This window comes from Vogesella mureinivorans (assembly GCF_007644035.1).
GTDB lineage: Bacteria > Pseudomonadota > Gammaproteobacteria > Burkholderiales > Chromobacteriaceae > Vogesella > Vogesella mureinivorans.
In genome coordinates this window covers 242,461-264,073 of the sequence record NZ_VMTV02000291.1, presented here as the reverse complement: position 1 = coordinate 264,073, position 21,613 = coordinate 242,461, and the positions used below count along the sequence as shown (strand labels likewise).

17 protein-coding genes are annotated in these 21,613 nt (G+C 64.5%); 10 read left to right on the top strand and 7 right to left on the bottom strand.

The genetic code is table 11. The features are described 5' to 3' along the window. The first annotated feature begins 17 nt into the window (after positions 1-17). A complete protein-coding gene (locus FLQ44_RS09655; RefSeq protein WP_147694218.1) occupies positions 18-566 on the top strand; it encodes a GNAT family N-acetyltransferase in 549 nt (182 codons plus the stop codon). 136 nt (positions 567-702) lie between these two features. Continuing rightward, positions 703-1,911 (top strand): amino acid aminotransferase, encoded by a 1,209-nt coding sequence (locus tag FLQ44_RS09650; protein WP_147694217.1) that lies wholly within the window; start codon positions 703-705, stop codon positions 1,909-1,911. Positions 1,912-1,981: 70 nt separating this feature from the next. Here the strand turns inward: FLQ44_RS09650 and FLQ44_RS09645 are convergent, their stop codons facing one another. After that, positions 1,982-2,362, bottom strand: coding sequence for a YMGG-like glycine zipper-containing protein (locus tag FLQ44_RS09645; protein ID WP_147694216.1), 381 nt, complete (start codon positions 2,360-2,362; stop codon positions 1,982-1,984). A 173-nt stretch (positions 2,363-2,535) separates the two neighbouring features. On the opposite strand from FLQ44_RS09645, the gene FLQ44_RS09640 reads away from it, so the two are divergent. Then, positions 2,536-2,865, top strand: a complete 330-nt coding sequence (locus FLQ44_RS09640; protein WP_147694215.1) for a YkgJ family cysteine cluster protein — start codon at positions 2,536-2,538, stop codon at positions 2,863-2,865. Positions 2,866-2,912: 47 nt separating this feature from the next. On the opposite strand, the gene FLQ44_RS24580 is transcribed toward FLQ44_RS09640, so the two are convergent. Then, complete coding sequence (locus FLQ44_RS24580; protein ID WP_147694214.1) at positions 2,913-4,013, bottom strand: methyl-accepting chemotaxis protein; 1,101 nt, start codon at positions 4,011-4,013, stop codon at positions 2,913-2,915. A gap of 468 nt (positions 4,014-4,481) precedes the next feature. Here FLQ44_RS24580 and FLQ44_RS09630 point away from each other — a divergent pair, with 468 nt between their 5' ends. The 3 genes from FLQ44_RS09630 to FLQ44_RS09620 all read left to right on the top strand — a co-directional run bounded on the left by FLQ44_RS09630 (position 4,482) and on the right by FLQ44_RS09620 (position 10,612). Beyond that, on the top strand, positions 4,482-6,383 hold the full coding sequence (locus tag FLQ44_RS09630; RefSeq protein WP_206208781.1) for a sensor histidine kinase: 1,902 nt from the start codon (positions 4,482-4,484) through the stop codon (positions 6,381-6,383). Continuing rightward, a complete protein-coding gene (gene aauR / locus FLQ44_RS09625; RefSeq protein WP_147694213.1) occupies positions 6,376-7,704 on the top strand; it encodes a two-component response regulator AauR in 1,329 nt (442 codons plus the stop codon). Before FLQ44_RS09630 ends, aauR begins: the two co-directional genes overlap by 8 nt. A 274-nt stretch (positions 7,705-7,978) precedes the next feature. Further along, on the top strand, positions 7,979-10,612 hold the full coding sequence (locus FLQ44_RS09620) for a bifunctional diguanylate cyclase/phosphodiesterase (RefSeq protein WP_147694212.1): 2,634 nt from the start codon (positions 7,979-7,981) through the stop codon (positions 10,610-10,612). On the opposite strand, the gene FLQ44_RS09615 is transcribed toward FLQ44_RS09620, so the two are convergent. Further along, on the bottom strand, positions 10,572-11,096 hold the full coding sequence (locus tag FLQ44_RS09615; protein ID WP_206208780.1) for a helix-turn-helix domain-containing protein: 525 nt from the start codon (positions 11,094-11,096) through the stop codon (positions 10,572-10,574). The genes FLQ44_RS09620 and FLQ44_RS09615 overlap by 41 nt on opposite strands. A gap of 730 nt (positions 11,097-11,826) precedes the next feature. Between FLQ44_RS09615 and FLQ44_RS09610 the strand changes: the two genes are divergently transcribed. From FLQ44_RS09610 to FLQ44_RS09600, 3 genes are read left to right on the top strand one after another with little or no spacing between them, the layout of a single operon-like run. Further along, on the top strand, positions 11,827-12,243 hold the full coding sequence (locus FLQ44_RS09610; protein WP_147694211.1) for a hypothetical protein: 417 nt from the start codon (positions 11,827-11,829) through the stop codon (positions 12,241-12,243). Between the two features lie 44 nt (positions 12,244-12,287). Then, the gene (locus FLQ44_RS09605) at positions 12,288-12,557 is read left to right on the top strand and encodes a hypothetical protein (RefSeq protein ID WP_147694210.1); all 270 of its coding nucleotides are present in this window, start codon (positions 12,288-12,290) and stop codon (positions 12,555-12,557) included. Then, positions 12,536-14,332, top strand: a complete 1,797-nt coding sequence (locus FLQ44_RS09600; RefSeq protein ID WP_240801231.1) for a monovalent cation:proton antiporter-2 (CPA2) family protein — start codon at positions 12,536-12,538, stop codon at positions 14,330-14,332. Before FLQ44_RS09605 ends, FLQ44_RS09600 begins: the two co-directional genes overlap by 22 nt. Positions 14,333-14,449: 117 nt before the next feature. Here the strand turns inward: FLQ44_RS09600 and FLQ44_RS09595 are convergent, their stop codons facing one another. The 3 genes from FLQ44_RS09595 to ptsP form a co-directional block, all read right to left on the bottom strand. Next, positions 14,450-16,165 carry a PTS fructose transporter subunit IIC gene (locus FLQ44_RS09595; RefSeq protein ID WP_147694208.1) on the bottom strand — a complete coding sequence of 572 codons (1,716 nt, stop codon included), beginning with the start codon at positions 16,163-16,165 and terminating at the stop codon, positions 14,450-14,452. 73 nt (positions 16,166-16,238) lie between these two features. Next, positions 16,239-17,213, bottom strand: coding sequence for a 1-phosphofructokinase (pfkB, locus tag FLQ44_RS09590; protein ID WP_147694207.1), 975 nt, complete (start codon positions 17,211-17,213; stop codon positions 16,239-16,241). Beyond that, entirely contained in the window at positions 17,210-19,711 is a 2,502-nt protein-coding gene (gene ptsP, locus FLQ44_RS09585) for a phosphoenolpyruvate--protein phosphotransferase (RefSeq protein ID WP_147694206.1), read from the bottom strand. Before ptsP ends, pfkB begins: the two co-directional genes overlap by 4 nt. A 159-nt stretch (positions 19,712-19,870) precedes the next feature. On the opposite strand from ptsP, the gene FLQ44_RS09580 reads away from it, so the two are divergent. Next, entirely contained in the window at positions 19,871-20,854 is a 984-nt protein-coding gene (locus FLQ44_RS09580) for a LacI family DNA-binding transcriptional regulator (RefSeq protein WP_147694205.1), read from the top strand. A gap of 108 nt (positions 20,855-20,962) precedes the next feature. Here FLQ44_RS09580 and FLQ44_RS09575 read toward each other — a convergent pair whose 3' ends face one another. Continuing rightward, positions 20,963-21,613 (bottom strand): TetR/AcrR family transcriptional regulator, encoded by a 651-nt coding sequence (locus tag FLQ44_RS09575; protein WP_147694204.1) that lies wholly within the window; start codon positions 21,611-21,613, stop codon positions 20,963-20,965.

Below are 21,613 nucleotides of genomic sequence, written 5' to 3'. Positions count from 1 at the left end.
GCTACAGGGGAGTAACCATGTCGGACATCACCTTGCGCCCGGCGCTGGCCATCGACCATGCCTTGCTAGCCAGCCTGCATGCCCGTAGCTGGCAGCATGCCTACGCCGGCCTGCTGCCAGCCGGCTTTCTGCGCGACGAGCTGGATGGCTTCATGGCGGCCAAATGGGCGGCGCGGCTGGCCGAGCCAGCGGGTACCTACTGCATCGCTATTGCCGAGGTGGATGGCGTGGCCGCCGGCTTTGTGTGCCTGTGGCCACAGGCCGAGCCGGACAAAGGCGTGTATCTGGACAACCTGCACGTGTTGCCCGCTTTTCAGGGCCTGGGGCTGGGCCGGCGCCTGATGGCATGGGCCGCGGCTGAAACACAGCAGGGTTGGCCGCAGCTGCCCATGTTTCTGTACGTACTGGCGGGCAATGGCGGGGCGCGGGCGGTGTACCAGCGCATGGGCGGATTTGAAACAATTCATCAGGATGTGCCCATGCCGGGCAATGTCACCCTGCCTGTAATGCAGGTTACGTGGCAGGATGTGCCCGGCTTGCTGGCTTTGCTGCAACGGCAGGGGTGATGCGTCAAGGCGCTTGTCGCAGCGCAATAGCAGGGTGCGTGGTAGACTTTCACCATCCGGTTTCTTCTTGCGTGCCAGCCTGTGCGGCCAACCCGTACCGCGGGCCGGCATGTTTTGCCATCACATGGAGCCCTGCATGTCCTCTTCGATTTTCGCCGCCGTAGAAATGGCACCGCGCGACCCGATTCTGGGTCTGAACGAAGCTTTTAACGCCGATACCCGCCCGGTTAAAGTGAACCTGGGTGTGGGCGTTTACTACGACGACAACGGCAAAATCCCGCTGCTGGCCGCAGTAAAATCCGCCGAAAAAGCCCGCCTGGAAGCCATGCCACCGCGTGGTTACCAGCCTATCGAAGGCCCGGCTGCCTACACCCAGGCGGTACAAAACCTGCTGTTCGGTACCGGTAGCGAGCTGGCCGAATCCGGCCGCGTGGTCACTGCCGAAGCCCTGGGTGGCACCGGCGCACTGAAAATCGGTGCCGACTTCCTGAAACGCCTGGACCCGAACGCCAAGGTATGCATCAGCGACCCGTCGTGGGAAAACCACCGCGCGCTGTTTGAATCGGCCGGTTTCACCGTAGAAAACTACCCGTACTACGACGCAGAAACCCGTGGCGTGAACTTTGCTGCCATGAAAGCCTTCCTGCTGGGCCTGGACGCCGGTTCCATCATTGTGCTGCACGCCTGCTGCCATAACCCTACCGGCGCCGACATGAGCGACGCCCAGTGGGCTGAAGTGGTAGAAGCCTGCCGCGAAAAAGGCCTGGTGCCGTTCCTGGACATGGCTTACCAGGGCTTTGCCGACGGTATCGAAGCCGACGCCGTGGCTGTGCGCCTGTTCTCTGCTTCCGGCCTGCAGTTCTTCGTGTCCAGCTCCTTCTCCAAGAGCTTCTCGCTGTACGGCGAGCGCGTGGGCGCGCTGTCCATCGTCACCGAAAGCCGCGAAGAAGCCGGCCGCGTGCTGTCGCAGCTGAAGCGCGTGATCCGCACCAACTACTCCAACCCGCCAATCCACGGCGGTGCTGTGGTCGCTGCCGTGCTGTCCAGCCCCGAGCTGCGCCAGCAGTGGGAAGACGAGCTGGCCGGCATGCGCGACCGCATCCGCGCCATGCGTACTGCACTGGTAGAAGCCATTCAGGCACAGGGCGTGGCTCAGGACTTCAGCTTTGTGATCAAGCAACGCGGCATGTTCAGCTACACCGGCCTGACCGTGGCCCAGGTAGAGCGCCTGAAAGAAGAGTTCGGCATCTACGCTGTGTCTACCGGCCGCATCTGCCTGGCCGCACTGAACAGCAAGAACATCGGCTACGTGGCCGAAGCCATTGCCAAGGTCGTCAAAGCCTAAGGCACTGTGCTGCATGAAAAACCCCCGCCTGCGCAAGCCGGCGGGGGTTTTTCATGTGCGGTAGCCCGTTTTAGCGGTGGCCGTGCCCGCGGTGTTTTTGCCAGTTTTGCTGCTGCCCCCAGGCCTTGCCGTGGCCGCGGCGCCCGTCATCGCGGCGGTATTCGGTGTGGCGGTACTCGCTGTGGCCGTGGCGCGGGCGGCGGTAATCCGGCCGGGCTTCCTGTTGTACGACCACGGTTTGCGGGCGGCTTTTGGCGGCAATGACCGCGCCGGTCGCACCGCCGATGGCACCACCGATAATGGCACCGTCACGGCCGCCTACGCTCTGGCCGATGGCCGCACCGGCCGCGCCAGTGGCAGCGCCCACAATAACGCTGTGCAGGTCGTTGGCCTGTGCCGGCAAGCTCAGGCTGGCCAGCGCCAGTGTGGTGATGGTAAGCAGTTGGCGCATGATGTGTTCCTTGTCGGTTTATCGATACCGGCAGTGTAGGCAGGTGGCGCCGGGCGATCTGCCGTGCTTTGGTGTGCGCTGTGTGACGGCGTGTGACAGGGGGCTTGACCAGCCTGCGGGGGCTGGCAAAAATATTTGCCCCATTATCTTGCTGCTGTTACAGCCCTTAGCGTATGTCTACCGTGTCTGCCTGCCAGGATTGTGGCGCTTGCTGCGCCACGTTTCGTGTGTCTTTTTATTGGGCCGAGGCCGCAGACGGCTGCGGCGGGGTGCCGGTAGCCCTTACCGAGAAGGTAGACAGCTTTCACCGCTGCATGCGCGGTACCTGGTCGGCGGCGCCGCGTTGTGCGGCACTGCAGGGCGAGGTTGGCCGCAAGGTCAGCTGTACCATCTACCCGCAGCGCCCCAGCCCGTGCCACCAGGTGGAAGAGGGCTCGGCACAGTGCCAGCGGGCGCGCCGCCAGCATGGCCTGCAGCCACTGCCCGCGCGCGTACCGGCATGAAAAAGCCCGGCCAGCCTAGGCTGCCGGGCGTGGTCTGCGTGACAGGGTCAGACTTTGTTCTGACAGGGGATGACTTCCATCTGTGTCAGCAAGTCCATGACCTCTACCGAGGCACGCTCCATGTCCTGCAGGGCGCGGGTGGCGGCGTTGAAGTCGCCGGCGTAGAAAGCCTGCAGCGCCTTGCGGCCTTGTTCGTGTACGCGTTCGTGCGGCGCATCCAGCTGGGTATAGGTGTGTGTGCCACGGCATTCGTGGTGGCCACGGCCCTCGAAATACCATTTGCCCAGGCGGCAGTTGCGGTGGCTGGAAACCTGTTCCGGGTTCAGCGTGTGGTAGCCGATGAAGGCTTTGTAGATGTCCAGCTTGAACAGCACGTGGTCCAGCTTCACCACTTCCATGAAACTGGTGTTGGTACCGGTAGCAATGGCATTGGCCATGGCCTCGCTATCGCTGACCAGCTTCTTGATGGCGGTGGCGATTTCCAGGCCGGTGTTGCGGTAGCCTTCGGCCTGCAGGGCGGCTTCGCCGACTTGTTGTTTGGTGTTGTTGGACGCGGTTTCCACGTCGGTCACCAGGCTGGCAATTTCGTTGGTGGCCTGGCTGGTGCGTTCAGCCAGCTTGCGTACTTCGTCTGCCACCACGGCAAAGCCGCGGCCTTGCTCGCCGGCGCGGGCGGCTTCGATGGCGGCGTTCAGCGCCAGCAGGTTGGTCTGGTCGGCTACATCCTTGATCAGCTGCACAAACTGGCGAATCTGACCGGTTTTGCTGCTGAGGGTATCCATCTGCTGTGCGGTCTGTTGCTGGGCGTCGGCAATGCGGGTAAAGCTTTCTGCCAGGGTATCCACGGCGCCGCGTGTGTGGTGCAGGCTGGAGATGGCGTCGGTGGCCAGGCTGAACTTGCTTTCCATCATTTCGGCCAGGGCGGCAAAAGACTGGCGGATGGTGGCGGTGCTGTCACAGAACTCGCCAAACGGCTCGCGGTAGACCGCGCGTTTGGACTGGTTGACCTGTTCTTCCTGTTGCACTTGCTGACACTGTTGGTAGGCACTTTGGCAGGCTTCCAGTTCGCGGGCCAGGCTAGCTTTTTCTTTATCCAGCTCGTCGATACGGGCTTGCAGGGCGTCTATTTTTTTACGGTTGCCAAACATGTTCTAGTGCTCCATCCAGAGTGATCGCTCGAATTCGTACTTATCATACCGACCGAGAATACCTGCACCAGCCTTCATGTGGCCAAGCTTTTATGTGCCTGCTTTGCCGTGCATCAGGTTTATTGCCATGGCATGTGGTCGGTTTTCCGAACGTACCGTACCTGCGTGTACGGCAAACCGGCGATTTTTCGATGACTTTTCTGCCTAAGCTATTGTTTTTTAATGGTTATGGGTGGGCGATAAAACCTGGCCTGCAATCTGCTTATATAAGCCCGAGCCGTGACCCGAATGCGGCCGATAAAAACACCTCGGGATAGAGCAAAACCATAATCCGGCAACGACCGGACGTCGTCGGGCCGCCTCGCAGCGGTGACAGCTGCGGGGCGGTTCACGGCCCATCTTCTCCTTCCTTACTGCGCGATCTGGCCGCTGGCTGCAGGGTGTGATAGAACGCTTGGATCTCTGCACATGCTCCGGCTATTTCTCGACATGATTACCTCCCGAATACGCAAGCCGCTGGTCTGGGTCAGCGTGCTGCTGCTATTGGTGCTGCTGTTTAGCCTGATGACGTACCGCATTTCGTTTCGTGCCGGCACCGAGGCACTGCGCGAAAGCGGCAACCGCCAGCTGGAGCTGCACGCGCGCGGGGTAGAGAGTGAAATCGAGCGCTATATCTGGCTGCCGCGCCTGCTGGGCCTGCATACCGCCACCCGCCAGCTGCTGCAGCAGGACAACCCCGGCATCCGCACCGAAGTAGATAATTTTTCCACGCTGCGGCGCGAGGTCAACGAATACCTGGACGGCATGAGCACGCGCAGCGGCACGCTGGCGCTGTTTGTGCTGGACGGCAGCGGGCGCGTGTTGGCCGCCAGCAACTGGCGGCGCCACGATAGCTCGGTGGGTGAAGACATGTCGCAGCGGCCGTATTTCGTGGAAGCCATGGCCGGTGGGCAGGGCCAGTTTTATGGCCTGGACAGCATGTCCGGCGAGCCGGGCTACTACTTGTCCAGCCCCCTGCGCATAGGCGACCGCATTATCGGCGTGGCTGTGGCCAAGGTACGGCTAAGCCAGCTGGAGCAGGGCTGGCGCAAGGCTAATTCCAACGCGCTGGTCACCGACGAAAACGGCGTGGTGATCCTGTCTACCAACCCGGACTGGTACCTGCGTGCGCTACACCCCATTAGCGCCGAGCGGCGCGAGCAGCTGGCGCGCAGCCTGCAGTATCACTGGTCGCCATTGCCCATCCTGAGCCTGGCCGAGCGCGTCACGCTATCGCCTGGCGTGGAGCAGTGGGGCGTGGGCGATGCGGCCAACCCGCTGCGCGTGCACCGCTACCTGGTGCAGTCGCGCACCCTGAACGACACGCGCTGGCAGCTCACCATGCTCAGCCCGCTAAACGATGTGCGCAGCGCAGCGCTAACGCATGCCCTGCTATCGGCGGCCATCGTGGCGTTTCTTACCCTGCTGATTATTGCCATGAACGAGCGGCGCAAGGCGCTGGCCACCAAGCTGGCGGCGCGCGAGGCGCTGGAAGAAGCCAATAGCGAGCTGGAGCGTCGGATTACCGAACGCACCGCCGACCTGAAATCCAGTAACGACCGCCTGCGTGCCGAAATCCGCGAGCGCGAGCTGGCCGAGCAAAGCCTGCGCAAAACCCAGAACGAGCTGATCCAGGCCGGCAAGCTGGCCGTGATCGGCCAGATGTCCACCAGCATTGCCCACGAGCTGAACCAGCCGCTGGCTGCGCTGCGCACGCTGTCGGGCAATACGGTGAAATTCATGCAGCGCGGTGCTTACGATGTGGCTGCGGCCAACCTGCAAACCATTGGCGAGCTGGTAGAGCGTATGGGCAAGATCACCGCCTCGCTGCGCTCCTTTGCGCGCCGCTCCGAGCACGCCGGTGGCCGCGCCAGGTTGGCCGCAGGCGTGGACGCCGCGCTGTTTTTGCTGCACCCGCGGCTAAGCCGCGAGCCGGTGACCGTTATCAACCAGCTAGAGGATGTCGAGCTGGCCATTGACCAGACGCGGCTGGAGCAGATTCTGGTGAACCTGCTGGCCAACGCCATGGACGCGCTGCAAGGCCGCGCCGAGCCCACCATCGTGCTGCGCGGCCAGGCAGAGGGCAGCCGCTACGCGCTGGCTGTTAGCGACAATGGCTGCGGCCTGCCGCAGCACGTGATGCAGCATTTGTTCGAACCGTTTTTTACCACCAAGCCTGCAGACCGTGGCCTGGGCCTGGGGCTCACGCTGTCGGCCAGCCTGGCCGCCGCCGCCGATGGCGCGCTCAGGGCCGGCGCCTCGGCCAGCGGTGGTGCCGAATTTACCCTTACCTTGCCCCTGTACGCAGGGGAGGACGCACACCATGCATGATGACCTGACCGTATTGTTTGTCGAGGACGACCCGCACGTGCTGCTGGGCTGTCAGCAGGCGCTGCTGCTGGAAGACATTCCGGTAGTGGGCTGCGCCAGTGCCGAGCTGGCGCTGCAGAAAATCGAAGCCGGCATGGTGCCCGGCATTGTCATCAGCGATATCCGCCTGCCCGGCATGGACGGGCTCACGCTGATGGACCGCCTGCTGCAGGCCGACCGCCAGCTGCCGGTGGTGCTGATTACCGGCCACGGCGACGTGGCCATGGCGGTGCAGGCCATGAAAGACGGCGCCTACGATTTTGTGGAAAAGCCGTTCTCGCCGGAAAAGCTGGTAGACGTGGCGCGCCGTGCGCTGGCGCAGCGCCGCCTTGCCCTGGAGGTGGCCAGCCTGCGCCGCCAGCTGGACGGCCGCCAGTCGCTGGAGCAGCGCATTATCGGGCGCTCTGATGGCATACGCCGCCTGCGCGAGCTGCTGCTGAACGTGGCCGATACCGCGGCCAACGTGCTGATCAACGGCGAAACCGGTACCGGTAAAGAGCTGGTGGCCAGCTGCCTGCACGATTTCAGCCGCCGCAAAGACCACCAGTACGTGGCCATCAACTGCGGTGGCCTGCCGGAAAACCTGTTCGAAAGCGAAATCTTCGGCCACGAGGCCAATGCCTTTACCGGCGCCGGCAAGCGCCGTATCGGCAAGATAGAGCACGCCAACAAAGGCACGCTGTTTCTGGACGAAGTAGAGTCCATGCCGATCAACCTGCAGATCAAGCTGCTGCGCGTGCTGCAAGAGCACAAGCTGGAACGCCTGGGCAGCAACCAGTCGGTACCGGTGGACTGCCGCCTGATCGCCGCCACCAAAGACGACCTGGACGCGCTGTCGCAGCAGGGCAAGTTTCGCTCCGACTTTTACTACCGGCTGAACGTGGTCACGCTGGAGCTGCCGCCGCTGCGCGAGCGGCGCGAGGATATCCCGCTGCTGTTCGACTGCTTTTTGCAGCAAGCCGCGCTGCGCTTCGACCGCGAGCCCAGCGGGCTGGACCGCAAAACCCAGAGCCAGCTGATGGCGCACGACTGGCCCGGTAATGTGCGCGAGCTGCGTAACGTAGCCGAGCGCTTTGCCCTGGGCCTGCCGGTATTTAAGGGTAGTGGCGGCGAAAGCGTGAACCACAGCCTGTCCGACGCGGTAGAGGCCTACGAAAAAAGCCTGATCGTGGAGGCACTGCGCCGCCACGGCGGCAATATGACCCAGGCCAGCGCCGCGCTGGGTACGCCCAAAACCACGCTGTTCGACAAGGTAAAAAAGTACGGCCTGCAAAGCAGCTAGCTGCCGTGCGCAGTAAGGCGTGCCTGCTTGGCCGCCTTGCCCAATGCATGCAAAAGCCCGCGCCATGCCAGCGCGGGCTTTTGCATGGCTGGCTGCGTACGTGCCGTGGCTGGCTTGCACGCTGGCCACGTTGCCATGGTGCCCGCACGGGCAGCTTGGCCGCATGGCTCAGGCAGCTTGCCTTTTGTATTGCCCAAATTGGGTGGCCGTGTTGTTTCGATGAAATGTGCCTGCGTCACAATCGCTGATTCCCTACTGTTCTACAGGTTGGTAGATGACGGTTTCGCAGCACATAGTACGTACCCTGCTGGCGGTGTTGCTGCCGGTGGCACTGGGCCTGGGCTGGCTGCTGCATAGCGGCTGGCAGGCCCAGCAGGCTGCCGTGCGCCAGCAGCTGGACGCCCTGGCGTTGCAGCAGCAAAGGCTGCTCGATGGCCAGCTGCGCCAGGGGCAGCGCGTCGCCGCCGCGCTGGCGGCTACCTCTTGGGTGCAGGCGCTGGATGCCCGCCGCTGCCCACCGGGTGATATGCAGCACTTTCTGCTGGGGGCGTATGGCTTCAGTAATGCGGTAACGCTGAATGCCGCGGGCCAGGTGGTGTGCTCGGTACGGCCGGTGGATGGCGCGGCGCGCTTGCGGGTGCGCCAGCTGCCCGAGCTGGCCGGCTTGCTGGCCCAGCGCCACCTTGCCGTCAGTGAGCCTATGCAGGCGCCGATTTCACGCCGCCGCGTGGTGGTGGTGTCGCACCCGATATGGGGGCCTGCCGGGCAGCTGCGCGGGCAGCTTGTCCTGCCGCTGGATTTGCAAGACCTGGCCAGCCCCGCCTTGCAAAGCGGGCTGCCCGATGGCCTGGCGTGGCGCGTCTACAGCACTGCCGGTGCGACCTTGCAGCAGTATGGTGCTGGCGACCCGGCGGATAGTCTGAGCGTGCAGCGCCAGCTGGATAACGCCCCGTGGCACGTAGCGGTGAGCGTGCCCTACGCAGCCGTGCGTGCCCAGCTATTGCGCCAGGGGCTGCCGCTGATGCTGGGCATGTTGGCCGCGATCCTGCTGGCGGTAGCGGCGGGCTGGCTGTTTGCCCGCTATCTGCTGCGCAGTATTCGCCAGCTATCCGGTTTTGTACTGCGTGTGGGGCAGGGCGAAGCCAGCCTGCGTATCGAGCCGGTAGGCCCGCAAGAGCTGGTGCTGCTGGGGCAAGAGATCAACCGCATGCTGGATGCGGCTGACTATTCCGAGTCGCGCTACCGGCTGCTGTTTGCCGCCTCTACCGATGGCGTGCTGGTGGTGAACGCGCAGATGCAGATACTGGCGGTAAACGAGCAGGGGGCCAGCATGTTTGGCTATGGCGTGGATGAGCTCACCGGCCAGTGTGTGGATGTGCTGATTCCGCAGCCGCTGCGTGCCGCACACCGCCACGTGGCGGGCGGCTATGCGGCCAACCCTGTGGGGCGCAGCATGGGCCACCGCCCTACGCTACGCGGGGTGCGCCGGGATGGCAGTGAGGTGCTGGTGCAAATTACCCTGAGCCCGCTGCCAACGGGCGGCGTGGCTGCCATCGTGCGCGATGTCAGCGAGCGCCACCAGATGCAGGCGCGCATGCAGTGGCTGGCGCAGTACGACTCGCTGACCAATCTGCCCAACCGTGTGCTGCTGGCCGACCGGCTGGAGCAAGCCCTGCGCCGGGCGCAGTTCAGCCAGCAGCCCTTGGCCCTGGTGCTGGTGGGGTTGGACCATTTCAAGCTGATCAATGAAACCTGGGGTCATGGCAGTGGCGACCGCGTGTTGTCGCAGTTTGGCCGCCGCCTGCTCGATAGCCTGGGCGAGGGCTGGACCGTGGCCCGTGTGGGCGGTGACGAGTTTGCCATTGTGGTAGAGGATGCCGCCGAGCCGCATCAGCTGCCCGGCGTGCTGGAAAAGCTGCGCCAGGCGCTGTTGGCGCCGCTGGAAGGCGCAGGCAGCAGCCGGCTGGTGGTGGGCGGCTCCATGGGCGTGGCGCTGTTTCCGGACGACGCGGAAGACGCCGGCGAGCTGCTGAAGGCGGCCGATATGGCGCTGGAGCAAGCCAAGCTGCGCCAGCGCGGCGGCGTGCGTTTTTACAGTGAGCAACACGTGCCGCGCTACCGCCAGGAGCTGGAGCTGGAAGCCCGGCTGCGCGAGGCCATTGCTGCTGATGTGCTGTTGCCGTACTTTCAGCCCATCGTGAATACCGATGGCGGGCAGATTGTCTGTGTCGAAGCCTTGGTACGTTGGCCGCAGGCAGGCGGCATGGTGTCGCCGGCGGCGTTTTTGCCGGTGGCCGAGGCGGCCGGCCTGCTGCCGGGGCTGGAGCGCCTGGTGCGGCGCAAGGCGCTGGCGGCGGTGCGTGCCTGGCACGACGAAGGCCTGCCCTTGCAGCTATCGCTGAATGTGTCAGCGGCCGAGTTCGACAGCCCGCATTTCGTGGATGACATGGCCATGCTGGTGCACGAGGCCGGGCTGCAGCCCGCCATGCTGGTGCTGGAAATTACCGAAGGCGCCGTACTGGGCAACCACGATGCCGCCCAGGCGCGCATGCAGCAGCTGCAGGCCAGTGGCTACCGTATTGCCATCGATGATTTTGGTACCGGTTATTCCAGCTTGTCCTATCTGCACAGCTACCCGTTTGACCGGCTCAAGCTGGACCGCTCGTTTGTGGCGCGGCTTACCCACGACGAGCGGGCGCGCAAGGTCACGGCGGCCATTATTGCCATGGCGCACGAGCTGTCGCTGGTGGTGATTGCGGAAGGGGTAGAGGAGGCCGATCAGCTGGCCGTACTGCAAGCCATGGGTTGCAACCAGGTGCAGGGTTTCTATCTGCACCGGCCGCTGTCGGCCCAGGCGCTGGGCGAGCTTATGCGCCACCCTCGCGTGCCGCAGCCTGCAATGCCTTGAGCTTTTCTGCCGTGCGCGTAATCAGGCCAGCCTGGGCCAGCAACAGCTGGTGGTAGCTGGCCTGTTTTTCATGGTTGACCAGCAGGCCGCCATTGGGCAGCCGTGTTACCCAGCCCGCCTCGATCAGCTGCAGTATCTTGCGGCGCACGGTTTCGCGCGGGTAGCCGGTGGCTTCGGCCAGTGAATGGATATTGGAAAACGCATAGTCTTCGGCCGCCAGGCCGTGGCGCGCCTGGGCTACCGGGTGGCGGCTGCTGATTTCGCTTAGCAGGTAGGCTTTGATCAGGTCACCGTCAAACAGCGCTACCTGGCTGCGCGCTTGTTCGGTTTGCAGGTGGTTGACCAGCGCCGCCAGGCAGGCTGCGTTATTGGTATCGACCGCAGGCTGGCGAAACTGCTGCAGGCAGCAAGCGGGGATATGCTCCTGCTGCAGGCAGGCGGGGTAGCTGCAGATGCTGGCTATCGGCCAGGTGTGTCGGCTCATGGGGTATCCGTTTTTTGGGCGGCCAAGCATGAATGGCGCCAGCTCAGTGTAGGCGTGCAAAGCGGCGGCAGTCTTAATCTGCATCAGTAGTCTGCGTGCTTGCTGCCGGCTTTGTGTGTTTGGCTGGGCGGTCGGGTGGGGGGTGTCAAATGCAGGGTGCGTGTCGGCTGGCCTTTGGTGTCTCTTCTTGACGGGCGCTGTTGATTGTTTCTAGCATGCCATGCGCGCTCATTACCCATGGCGGCCTGGCCGCGCATGTTTCGGGGTGGCTGCTGCGCTGTGCTGTGCTGGCATGGCAGTGCGGTGGGGTGTGTTGTGATGGTGGCCGCTTGGCGATGGTGCCGCGCCTGCTGTTGCAAGGTGGTGGGTGCTTGTGGGTTTTTTTGGAAATTTGGTTTAAATATAAGGCCATTTTACCATTGCCTACTATTTTATATTGAAAGGACATTGTGTGGATAGGATTTTTTCCAGCTTACTACGGCGTGCCGTTATGCAATTCACGCAAGACGCGCCCTGTTCAGGCGAGCCGGGCGCCAATATGCGGGTGTCCGGCCAAGATGCCAGTACCGTTGGCGAGCCATGGCTGCAGGAGTATCCGGCTGCATCGAACAGGGAGGCGCATTGCCCTGCCGTGCCGCGGCGCAGTGTGCTGGCTTTGGGCGCCGGGGCGCTGGCGGTGGGTTTGTTGCCCGCTTGCGCCCATTCGCAAGCTGTTCCGCCGGGGCCGGGCATGACGGCTTCTGTCACCTATCTCAACCTGCTGGCCAAGACCCCGATGTTTCGCGACATGAGCCGCGAACAGCTGCAATGGGTTATCGACCATTCGCGCGAGTGGGCGGTAGCGCCTGGCGCGCTTGTCGCCAGTAGCGAGCGGGGTGCAGACCGTTTTTGGACACTGCTGGATGGTGGCTGGCAGGTGGAGCAAGGGGGTAAGGCCTACCCGGCCGGGCACGCCGACCCGGCCAAGTGGTACGGCGGGCGCGACATGCTGGCGCTGGGGCTGGCGCCCACCCGCCTGGTAGCGACCAAGCGCAGCTACGTGATGGAAATCGAGCAGGCAGCGCTGGACGAGATGCTGCGGCGCGGTATACCGCTTGCCCCGCATTTGCGTGCCGGGCTGGATTTTTACCGCAAGCTGGCGCGCTGATGCTGCATGTTGGCCGCTTCATTCAGTAAACAGGGAGAAATGTGATGCACATGGCGATGGTGATGGGCGGTGGTGTTTTGCTGCTGGTGGTGTTTGTGATGTTCGGCTGGCTGTGGGGTGCCAGTGCGGCCGGTATGGTACTGGCTAGCAAGGTGTTTATCCCGGCGTGGCTGGTGGTGGCGCTGATCAATATGTGGGTGGGTGTCACGCACGCGGGCTATACCGTGCGCCAGGAATTGCCGATTCTGCTCATCGTGTTTGCCGTGCCGGCGGCTATTGCCGTCATCGCGGCATGGCAACTGTCGAGGAGCTGAGCGCCATGGCCATGGAGGGAGGCGCGGGTAGCCTGATTCAGGTAGTAAGCCTATTGGGCGCGGCTGTGGTGGCTGTGCCCTTGTTCAAACGTATCGGGCTGGGGGCGGTGCTGGGTTATCTGGTTGCGGGCCTGGCCATCGGCCCGTTCGGGGCCGGGCTGTTTACCGACCCGCAGGGTATTTTGCATATCGCCGAGCTGGGCGTGGTGATGTTCCTGTTTGTTATCGGGCTGGAGATGCGGCCCTCGCATCTGTGGAGCTTGCGCCGTACCATTTTCGGCCTGGGCAGCCTGCAGGGGGTGGTGTGCGGCTTGCTGCTGACGCTGGTGGGGGTGGCGTTCGGTTTTTCGTGGCCGGTGTCTTTCATTAGTGCCATGGGCTTTGTGCTGACGTCTACCGCTATCGTGATGCAGCTGCTGGGCGAGCGTGGCGATGTGGCGGCGCCGCGTGGCCAGAAAATCGTGGCCATCTTGCTGTTCGAAGACCTGCTGATCGTGCCGCTGCTGGCACTGGTGGCCTTCATGGCGCCGCAGGCTGCCGGCGAGTTGGCCGCATCGGCCAGCCAGCGCTGGGTGGCGGTAGGCACGGCAGTAGCAGCGATTGGCGTGCTGGTGGCCGTGGGGCTGTGGTTGCTGAACCCGCTGTTTCGCGTGCTTGCCAATGCCAAGGCGCGCGAGGTGATGACGGCCGCTGCGCTATTGGTGGTGCTGGGTTCGGCGCTGCTGATGCAGTTGGGCGGGCTGTCCATGGCAATGGGGGCGTTTCTGGCCGGCGTGCTGCTGTCGGAATCTACCTTTCGCCACCAGCTGGAAGCCGATATCGAGCCTTTCCGCGGCCTGTTGCTGGGTCTGTTCTTTCTGGGTGTGGGCATGTCGCTGGACCTGGCGGTGGTGGCGCGCAACTGGCAGCTTATTGCGTCCGGTGTGTTATCGCTGATGGTGGTCAAGGCGCTGTGTATCTACGGCGTGGCGCGGCTGGCGAAAAGCTCGCACGCCGACGCGCTGGATCGGGCGGTGCTGATGGCACAAGGGGGCGAGTTTGCCTTTGTGTTGTTTTCGGCGGCGCTGGCAGCCGGGGTGATCGACCCGGTAGTCAATGCCAATATGACCGCCATTGTGGTGCTGTCCATGGCGCTTACGCCGCTGATGGTGCTGCTGCATAAGCGCTTTGCCCGTCAGGCCGTGGCCTCGATGGCAGGGGTGGAGGCGGTAGCCGAGCGCACGGCCAATGTGCTTATCGTGGGTTTTGGCCGGGTCGGGCAGATCGCCAGCCAGGGCGTGCTGGCGCGTGGTGCTTCGCTGACCATTATCGATAACGATACCCAGGTTATTCGCGATGCACAGGCTTACGGCTTCAAGGTCTACTACGGCGATGGTAGCCGCGCCGACGTGCTGCATGCTGCCGGGGCGCACACTGCCAGTGCCGTGCTGGTATGCATCAACGACCGTGCCGCTGCCACGCATATTGCCGAGCTGGCCAAGCAGGCCTGCCCGCAGGCGCGCATTCTGGTGCGGGCCTTCGACCGTGAGCATGCTATCGAGCTAGCCCAGGCCGGGGCCGATTTCTTTGTGCGCGAGACCTTCGAGTCGGCCATGTTGCTGGGGCGCGAGGCGGTGCTGGCGACTGGCGCCACGGTGGAAGAGGCCGACGACATCATGGGCGAGGTACGCCGGCGTGACACCGACCGCTTTGATCTGGAGCTGGCCGGTGGCCTGTTTGCCGGGCGGGCGCTGGTATTACGCAATGAGGCACAGAAAGACGATGCAGGCGCATAGCCTGCCTGCGCGCCTGTTGCGTGGCCGTGGCTGCCCGGCGGCATAAAAAAAGACCAGCCCGGTCCAGGGGCTGGTCGCAAAATCCTGGCAGATTCCAGGGAGAGAAAACGGTAATGCCTAGTTGGCCGGTTTTTTCACCAGGCCCAGCGCCACGGCGGTCAGTACGGTGCCGGCTACCAGGGCTACCAGGTACATGCCCAGGTTGGTTACGGCGTTGGGGATAGGCAGCACAAACACGCCACCGTGCGGCACGCGCAGCTCGCAGCCAGCGGCCATGGAGATAGCGCCAGCCAGGGCGGAGCCGGCTACCAGCGCCGGGATCACGCGCAGCGGGTCTTTGGCGGCAAACGGGATGGCGCCTTCGGTAATGAAGGAAATCCCCAGTACGCCGGCAGCCTTGGCGCCTTCGCGCTCGTCCGCGCTAAAGCGGTTCTTGAACAGCAGGGCAGCCAGGGCAATACCCAGTGGCGGGGTCATGCCGGCGGCCATCACGGCGGCCATCGGGGCGTACACCTGGCTGGCCAGCAGGCCGGTGGCAAAGGTGTAGGCTGCCTTGTTGATCGGGCCGCCCATGTCGAAGGCCATCATGCCGCCCAGAATCATGCCCAGTGCCAGTGCGCTGGAACCCTGCAGGCCTTTGAGCCAGTCGGTGACCACGCCCAGCGCCGCCGCTACCGGCTGCCCCAGTACGTAGTACATCAGCAGGCCGACGATGGTGGTGCCCAGCAGCGGCAGGATCAGCACCGGCTTCAGGCCGTCGAAATTACGGCCCAGCTGGATTTTCTCGTTCAGGTATTTCACCGCATAGCCGGCGATAAAGCCCGCCACGATGCCACCCAGAAAGCCGGAACCGATAGAGCTGGCGATCATGCCGCCGGCCATGCCGGGGGCAATGCCTGGGCGATCGGCAATGGAGTAGGCGATGTAGCCAGCCAGAATCGGCACCATCAGCGCAAACGAGGCCTTGGCGCCGATATTGAACAGCGTCCAGCCCAGCGTGCCCTTGAAGGCGTCTTCGTACACGTAGATGCCACCCAGCGCAAAACCCAGTGCAATCAGCAGGCCGCCGGTCACCACAAACGGCAGCATGAAGGACACGCCGGTCATCAGGTGTTTGTAGGCGGCGCTGCGCTCGCTGTTTTTGCTGTCAGGGTTGGCCGCAGCCTGTGGCTGGGCATCGCCACCGGCCTGGTGCGGGCGGGCTTCGGCCTGGGCGCGTTTTACCAGGGCAATACCATCGTTGATGGCAGCCTTGGTGCCGCTGCTGTACAGGCGCTTGCCGGTGAAACGGTCCAGGTTGACCTGGGTGTCGGCGGCGATGATCACCAGGTCCGCAGCAGCAATCTCGGCGGCGGTCAGGGTGTTTTGCGAACCTACCGAGCCCTGGGTTTCTACCTTGATCTCGTGGCCCAGGTTGGCCGCGGCCTGGCTCAGGCCTTCGGCTGCCATAAAGGTATGGGCAATACCGGTGGGGCAAGACGTAATGCCGACGATGCGCAGCTTGCCGCTGCTGGCTGCTGCGGCAGCCGGGGCGGCGCCCAGTGCTGCGCTGATCACGGCGCCGGCGTTGGTCAGTACGGCGTCCAGGTTGGCCGCATGGCTGGCGCGGCCGTTCAGGCGGCCGGTGTCGGCATCGCCTTCGGCAATCACGATAACCGCATCGGCCGCCGCCAGCTGGGCGTCGTCCAGCCGGCCTTGCACGCTTTGTGCGTGGCGGATTTCGATAGCAATCTGGTGGCCGGCTTGCTGCGCGGCCTTGCGCAGGGCCTCGGCGGCCAGCTGCCCTTGTGCCAGCCGCTGCGGGCAGGCAATGATGGCCAGTACGTTTGACATGGTGAATCTCCTCTATGTGCCGCTGTGCGGGCTTTTCTGGTCGTGCATCCGGTGCCGCTGCGCGGCGCTGTTGTTATGGGGTCAGGGGGCTTACCTCGATACGCGCTTGCAGGCGGGCTACCTCGCTGGTGTCCGGCAGGTGCGGGCCGATGTGGGCCAGCTTGGCAGCGGCAAAGGCCATGCCCAGGCGTAGCACGTCTGGCCACGCATAGGGCTGGCCGGGGGCGGTGCCGTGCAGCGCAGCCACCAGGCCGGCAACCAGCGCGTCACCGGCGCCTACCGTGCTTTTCAGGCTGTCCAGCCGTAGCGGTGCGGCCAACCAGCAGCCCTGTTCGCAGCACAGCAGCGCGCCAGCACTGCCCAGCGATACCACCACCACGGCAATGCCACGTGCCTGCAGCGTGCGGGCCGCTTGTGCTACGGCGGCAACATCGGGCAGGGCGTGGCCCAGGTATTGTTCCAGCTCGTGCTGGTTCGGCTTGATCAGCCAGGGCAGCGCGTCGGGGGGCAGGCTGAGCGCCTGCTGCAGTGCCGGGCCGCTGGTATCCAGAATGACCTTGGCACCCAGTGCCTTCAGCTGGCGGGCCAGCTGGGCCCAGCAGCCTTCATCCACGCTGGCGGGCAGGCTGCCGGCCAGTACGGCCAGGCTGTCTTGCTCGATGTGTTCGTCCAGCAGCAGCTGCAGCTTGGCCAGCGCGCCGGTGCTGGGCTGGATGCCCGGCAGGTTGATATCGGTGGTGTCCAGTGTGCTGGCGTCCACCAGTTTGATATTGGTGCGCGTGCTACCGCCTACGCGGATAAAGGCGTCGCGGATGCCTTTGTCGGCAAACAGGTCTTCAAACGGCGTGGCGTTGTCGCGGCCCAGCAGGCCGCTGGCCACCACCGGTACGCCCCAGTCGGCCAGGCAGCTGGCCACATTCACGCCTTTGCCGCCGGCGTTGATGTGCACCTCGCTGGCCAGGTTCACCGCGCCGGGGTGCAGTGCGGGTACGGTAACGGTCTGGTCCAGCGCCGGGTTTAGCGTCAGGGTGATAACGGGCTGGCTCATGCCTGCGCCCCCTGCAAGGCGCGGACTTCGGCGGCGCTATCGCACGCCAGTGCGGCCTGGGCCAGCTGCTGCAGGGCAGCCAGGCTGGCGGCGCGTACGCTGGCCTTGGCGGCCGGGATGTCACGCGGGCTCATCGATAGCTCGGCTACGCCCAGGCCGGTGAGGATGGCCGCGCCCAGCGGGTCGCCCGCCATGCCGCCGCATACGCCTACCCAGCGGCCATGGGCCTGGGCACCGGCCACGGTCTGGGCGATCAGGCGCAGTACGGCCGGGTGCAGGCTGTCGGCTTCGGCGGCCAGCTCCGGGTGCTGGCGGTCGATGGCCAGCACGTACTGGGTCAGGTCGTTGGTGCCGACCGAGAAGAAGTCCACGTGCTCGGCCAGGCGGTCCGCCATGGTGGCGGCGGCCGGTACTTCTACCATGATGCCCAGCGGTACTACCGGTGCGTTCAGCTCGGCGCGCACTTGCTCGCACTGGGCGCGCAGCAGTTTGACCTCGGCCAGGGTGCTCACCATCGGGAACATGATGGACAGCGGGCCGTGGGCGGCGGCGCGGTACAGCGCGCGCAGCTGCGGCAGCATCAGGTCTGGGCGGCGCAGCAGCAGGCGCACGCCGCGTACCCCCAGGAAGGGGTTTTCTTCGTGCGGCAGGTGCAGGTAGGGCACCTGCTTGTCGCCGCCGATGTCCAGCGTGCGGATCACCAGCGGGCGGCCGTCCAGTGCGGCCAACATGGCGCGGTAGGTCTGGTATTGCTCTTCTTCGTCCGGCGCGCTGTCGCGTTCCAGGAACAGGAATTCGGTACGCATCAGGCCCACGCCTTCGGCACCGGCTTGCAGCGCGGCGGCCACTTGTTCCGGGCGGTTAACGTTGGCCGCCACTTCTACCTGGTGGCCGTCGGCGGTGCGGGCGGGCTGCTGGGCCTCGCGCGTGGCTTGCAGCAGCTTGTCACGCTGCGCTTGCTGCCATTGGCGGGCGCTGGCCAGGTCGGCCTCGCCGGCGTTCAGGTATACGGTGCCGCTATCACCATCCACGATCAGCGTGGTGCCGTCCTGGATATCCAGCACCGCGCTGCCGGCGGCTACCACGGCAGGCAGGTCCAGCGTGCGGGCCAGAATGGCGGTGTGCGAGGTTGGGCCGCCCTGCGCGGTAATCAGCGCCAGCGTTTGTTTGGGGTCGAGCGTGGCGGTGTCGGACGGGGCCAGGTCAGCGGCGATCAGTACTTCGTTGTCGCGCTGCGCGCCTTTGCCGGCGTCCAGTGCCAGGTCCGGTGCCAGTTTGGCCAGTACGCGGCGGCCAGCGTCGCGCAGGTCGGCGGCGCGGGCGGCCAGCAGCGGGTTGCCCAGTGCGCCCAGGCGGTCTGCCATGCGCTGCACGGCTTCGTGCCAGGCCCAGGCCACGCCGTGGCCTTCTACCATCAGCTGGCAGGTCAGGGTGATGAGGTCGGTGTCGGACAGCAGCTCGGCCTGCGCCAGGAAGATGCCGCCTTCGGTTTTGCCCAGGCGGCGGCTGGTGTCGTCGGCCAGCGCTTGCAGCTCGCTACGGGTGGTGCTGAGCGCGGTTTCCAGCAGGTCGCCGTCGTAGCCCAGGGTGCCGGGTACGTCCGGTACCTCGATCTGCTGGGCTTTCAGCACACGTGCCTGGCCAATCACCAGGCCGGGGCTGGCGCTAATGCCGCGCAGGGCCAGCAGCTTGCCGGGGGCTTGCCAGTGCTGGCGGTTGGCCTTGGCCGCGGCTTTGGCCGCGGCCTGGGCGTCGGCTACTTCCTGGGTGGTGAGCTGGTTGGCGATGGCCAGCATGGCTTGCAGTGCGGCGTCGGCGTCCGGGCCGTCGGTGGAAAGCTGCAGGGTGTGGCCGTGTTCGGCGCCCAGTTGCAGCAGGCTGATCAGGTTTTTGGCGTCGGCTACGTCGTTGCCGTTGCGTACTTGTACGGTGGCGGCAAAGCGGCGTGCTTGCTCGCTCCAGGCGCGGGCCGGGCGGGCGTGCAGGCCGTTGGGGTAGTTCAGCTGCCAGCTGGCGCTGTGCGCCAGGTCGGTGGCCGGGGCTGCCGGGGCGGCAGGCGCGGTGGCGCTGTCTTCCAGCGCGGCAATCAGGTCTTGCGCATTGCCGGTGGCAAACAGCTGGGCCAGGCGGGCTTCGTCTTGCAGCAGGCGGGTAAGGCGGCGCAGCAGGGCGATGTGTTCGTCAGACTGGGCGGCAATGGCAATCACCAGGTGTACGTGCTGGCCCGGGTTCCATTCCACCCCCTGCGGCAGCTGCAGGATGGCAATGCCGGTTTCGCGAATCAGGTGGCGGTCTTCGATCATGCCGTGCGGAATGGCCACGCCGTGGCCCAGGAAAGTATTGGCAACGGTTTCGCGGCGCAGCAGGCTATCGATGTAGGCGGGGTCGATGCGGCCGGCTTTTGCCAGCAGCTGGCCGGCAGCCTTGATTGCGCTGGTTTTTTCCTGTGCCTGGGCGCCAAGCTGAATCAGCTCGGCGCGGATGATCTGGGTACTCATGGGGTGCTGTCTCCGGTTTATTTTGCTCTGCGCTGGTTATCAATTGAAATCGATCCCACTTTTTGTGTCAATATTTCTCTCAGTTTTGGTGGTAACATTTCACCACAAGATTGCACAGGCCCAAGGTTGGCCGCATGAAATCGATTCCGGAGCAAGCAAGTGGCAAAGATCAAGGATGTGGCAGCAGCAGCAGGGGTATCCCCGTCCACCGTTTCGCGGGTGCTGTGTAACGGCCCGGTAAGCGACAAGGTGCGCAAGCGGGTAGAAGACGCCATGCGCAAGCTGGACTACCGCCCCAATATGGCGGCACGCCGCTTGCGCTCGCAGCACACCGATACCATCGGGCTGATTGTGTCCGACATCCGCAACCCCTTCTTTACCGCCGTCAGCCGCGCGGTGGAAGACGAGGCCTACCGCAACGGCATGCGCGTCATCCTGTGCAATACCGACGAAAACCCCGACAAAGAAGCCATGTACCTGCGCCTGATGCAGGAAGAGCGCGTCACCGGGGTGATTTTTGCCCCCACGCGCCAGACCGTGGCCAGCCTGGACCCGGTGGCGCTGGGCTTTCCTGTGGTGATGATCGACCGCGCTAGCCGCGACGTGATAACCGATGCCGTGGTGCTGGATAACCGCCGCGCTGCTGCCGCGCTGGTGGACCACCTGCTGGCGCAGGGCTACCGCGATATTGCTGGCGTGTTTGGCAATACCAGCAGCACCGGCATGGAACGCCACGCCGGCTTTGTCGAGGCCATGCAGCTGGCGGGCCTGCCGGCGCCGGCGCAGTTTGTGGCGCCCAGTGTGGAGGCGGCAGAGCAGGCGGTGCGGACCATGTTGGCCGCACCGCAGCGCCCGCGTGCGCTGGTGGTGAGTAACGGCGTGCTGATGCTGGGCGCGGTGCGCGCGCTGAAATCGGCCGGTTTGCAGTGGCCGCAAGACGTGGCGCTGGCCGGTTTTGATAACGATGTGTGGACCGAGCTGCTGGGCGATGGCCTGACGGTGATCGAGCAGCCGGTAGGCGAAATCGGCCGTGCTGCCATGGCCATGTTGCTGGAGCGGCTGGACGACCCCGAGCGCAGCCCGCGCATTGTGGTGCTGCAGGGCAAGCTGCTGGCGCGCGGCAGCAGCGCGCCGGCTGGCTGATGTTGCGTGGCTGGTAAATCAAGCAAAACAAAAAACCCCCGCACTGCGCAAGCAGGCGGGGGTGTTGTTTTGCCGTTTGCGGCCAACCTTGACGCGGCCGTGCCGATCTCAGTTTTCGGTATGGTGGCGCGCTACCAGCTGCTGGAATGCCGGCAGAAAGTCGGCCTGCACATACGGCTTCAGCAGGGCCAGTACCTGGCGTACGCCACGGTGGCCGGAGGCCTCGTTGATCGGGGCTTTCGGGCGGGCGGTTTGCTCGAAGGCAAACCAGAACTTCACCACCAGCCAGATGTTGACCGATACCGGCTCGATGTCTTCCAGGTCCATTTTCAGCAGGCCCAGGCGGATGAACTCGCGGAAGTGGCTTTCCAGGATGGTTTGCAGCTCGCCATTCACAAACTGGTGGTAGTCGGCCTGCAGCTGCGGGTTGCGTGCCATCAGGCCGGGCAGGTCGTAGAACATGAAGCGGAACTGCCACATGGCCTCGAACGCGGTTTCCAGGTAGTTCACCAGGTCGGCCACGTCCATCTGCCGGTCTGCCGGTACGGCCAGGCGCTCGCTGATGAAACGGCGGTAGCTCAGGAAAATCTGGTGCACGATCTCTTCTTTATTGCGGAAGTGATAGTACAGGTTGCCCGGGCTGATCCCCAGATGCGCGGCAATGTGGTTGGTGGTGATATTGCGCTCGCCGTGCTCGTTGAACAGGCTCAGGCTTTCCTGAACGATGCGGTCGTAGGTTTTGATCCGGGTCTTGGGCAT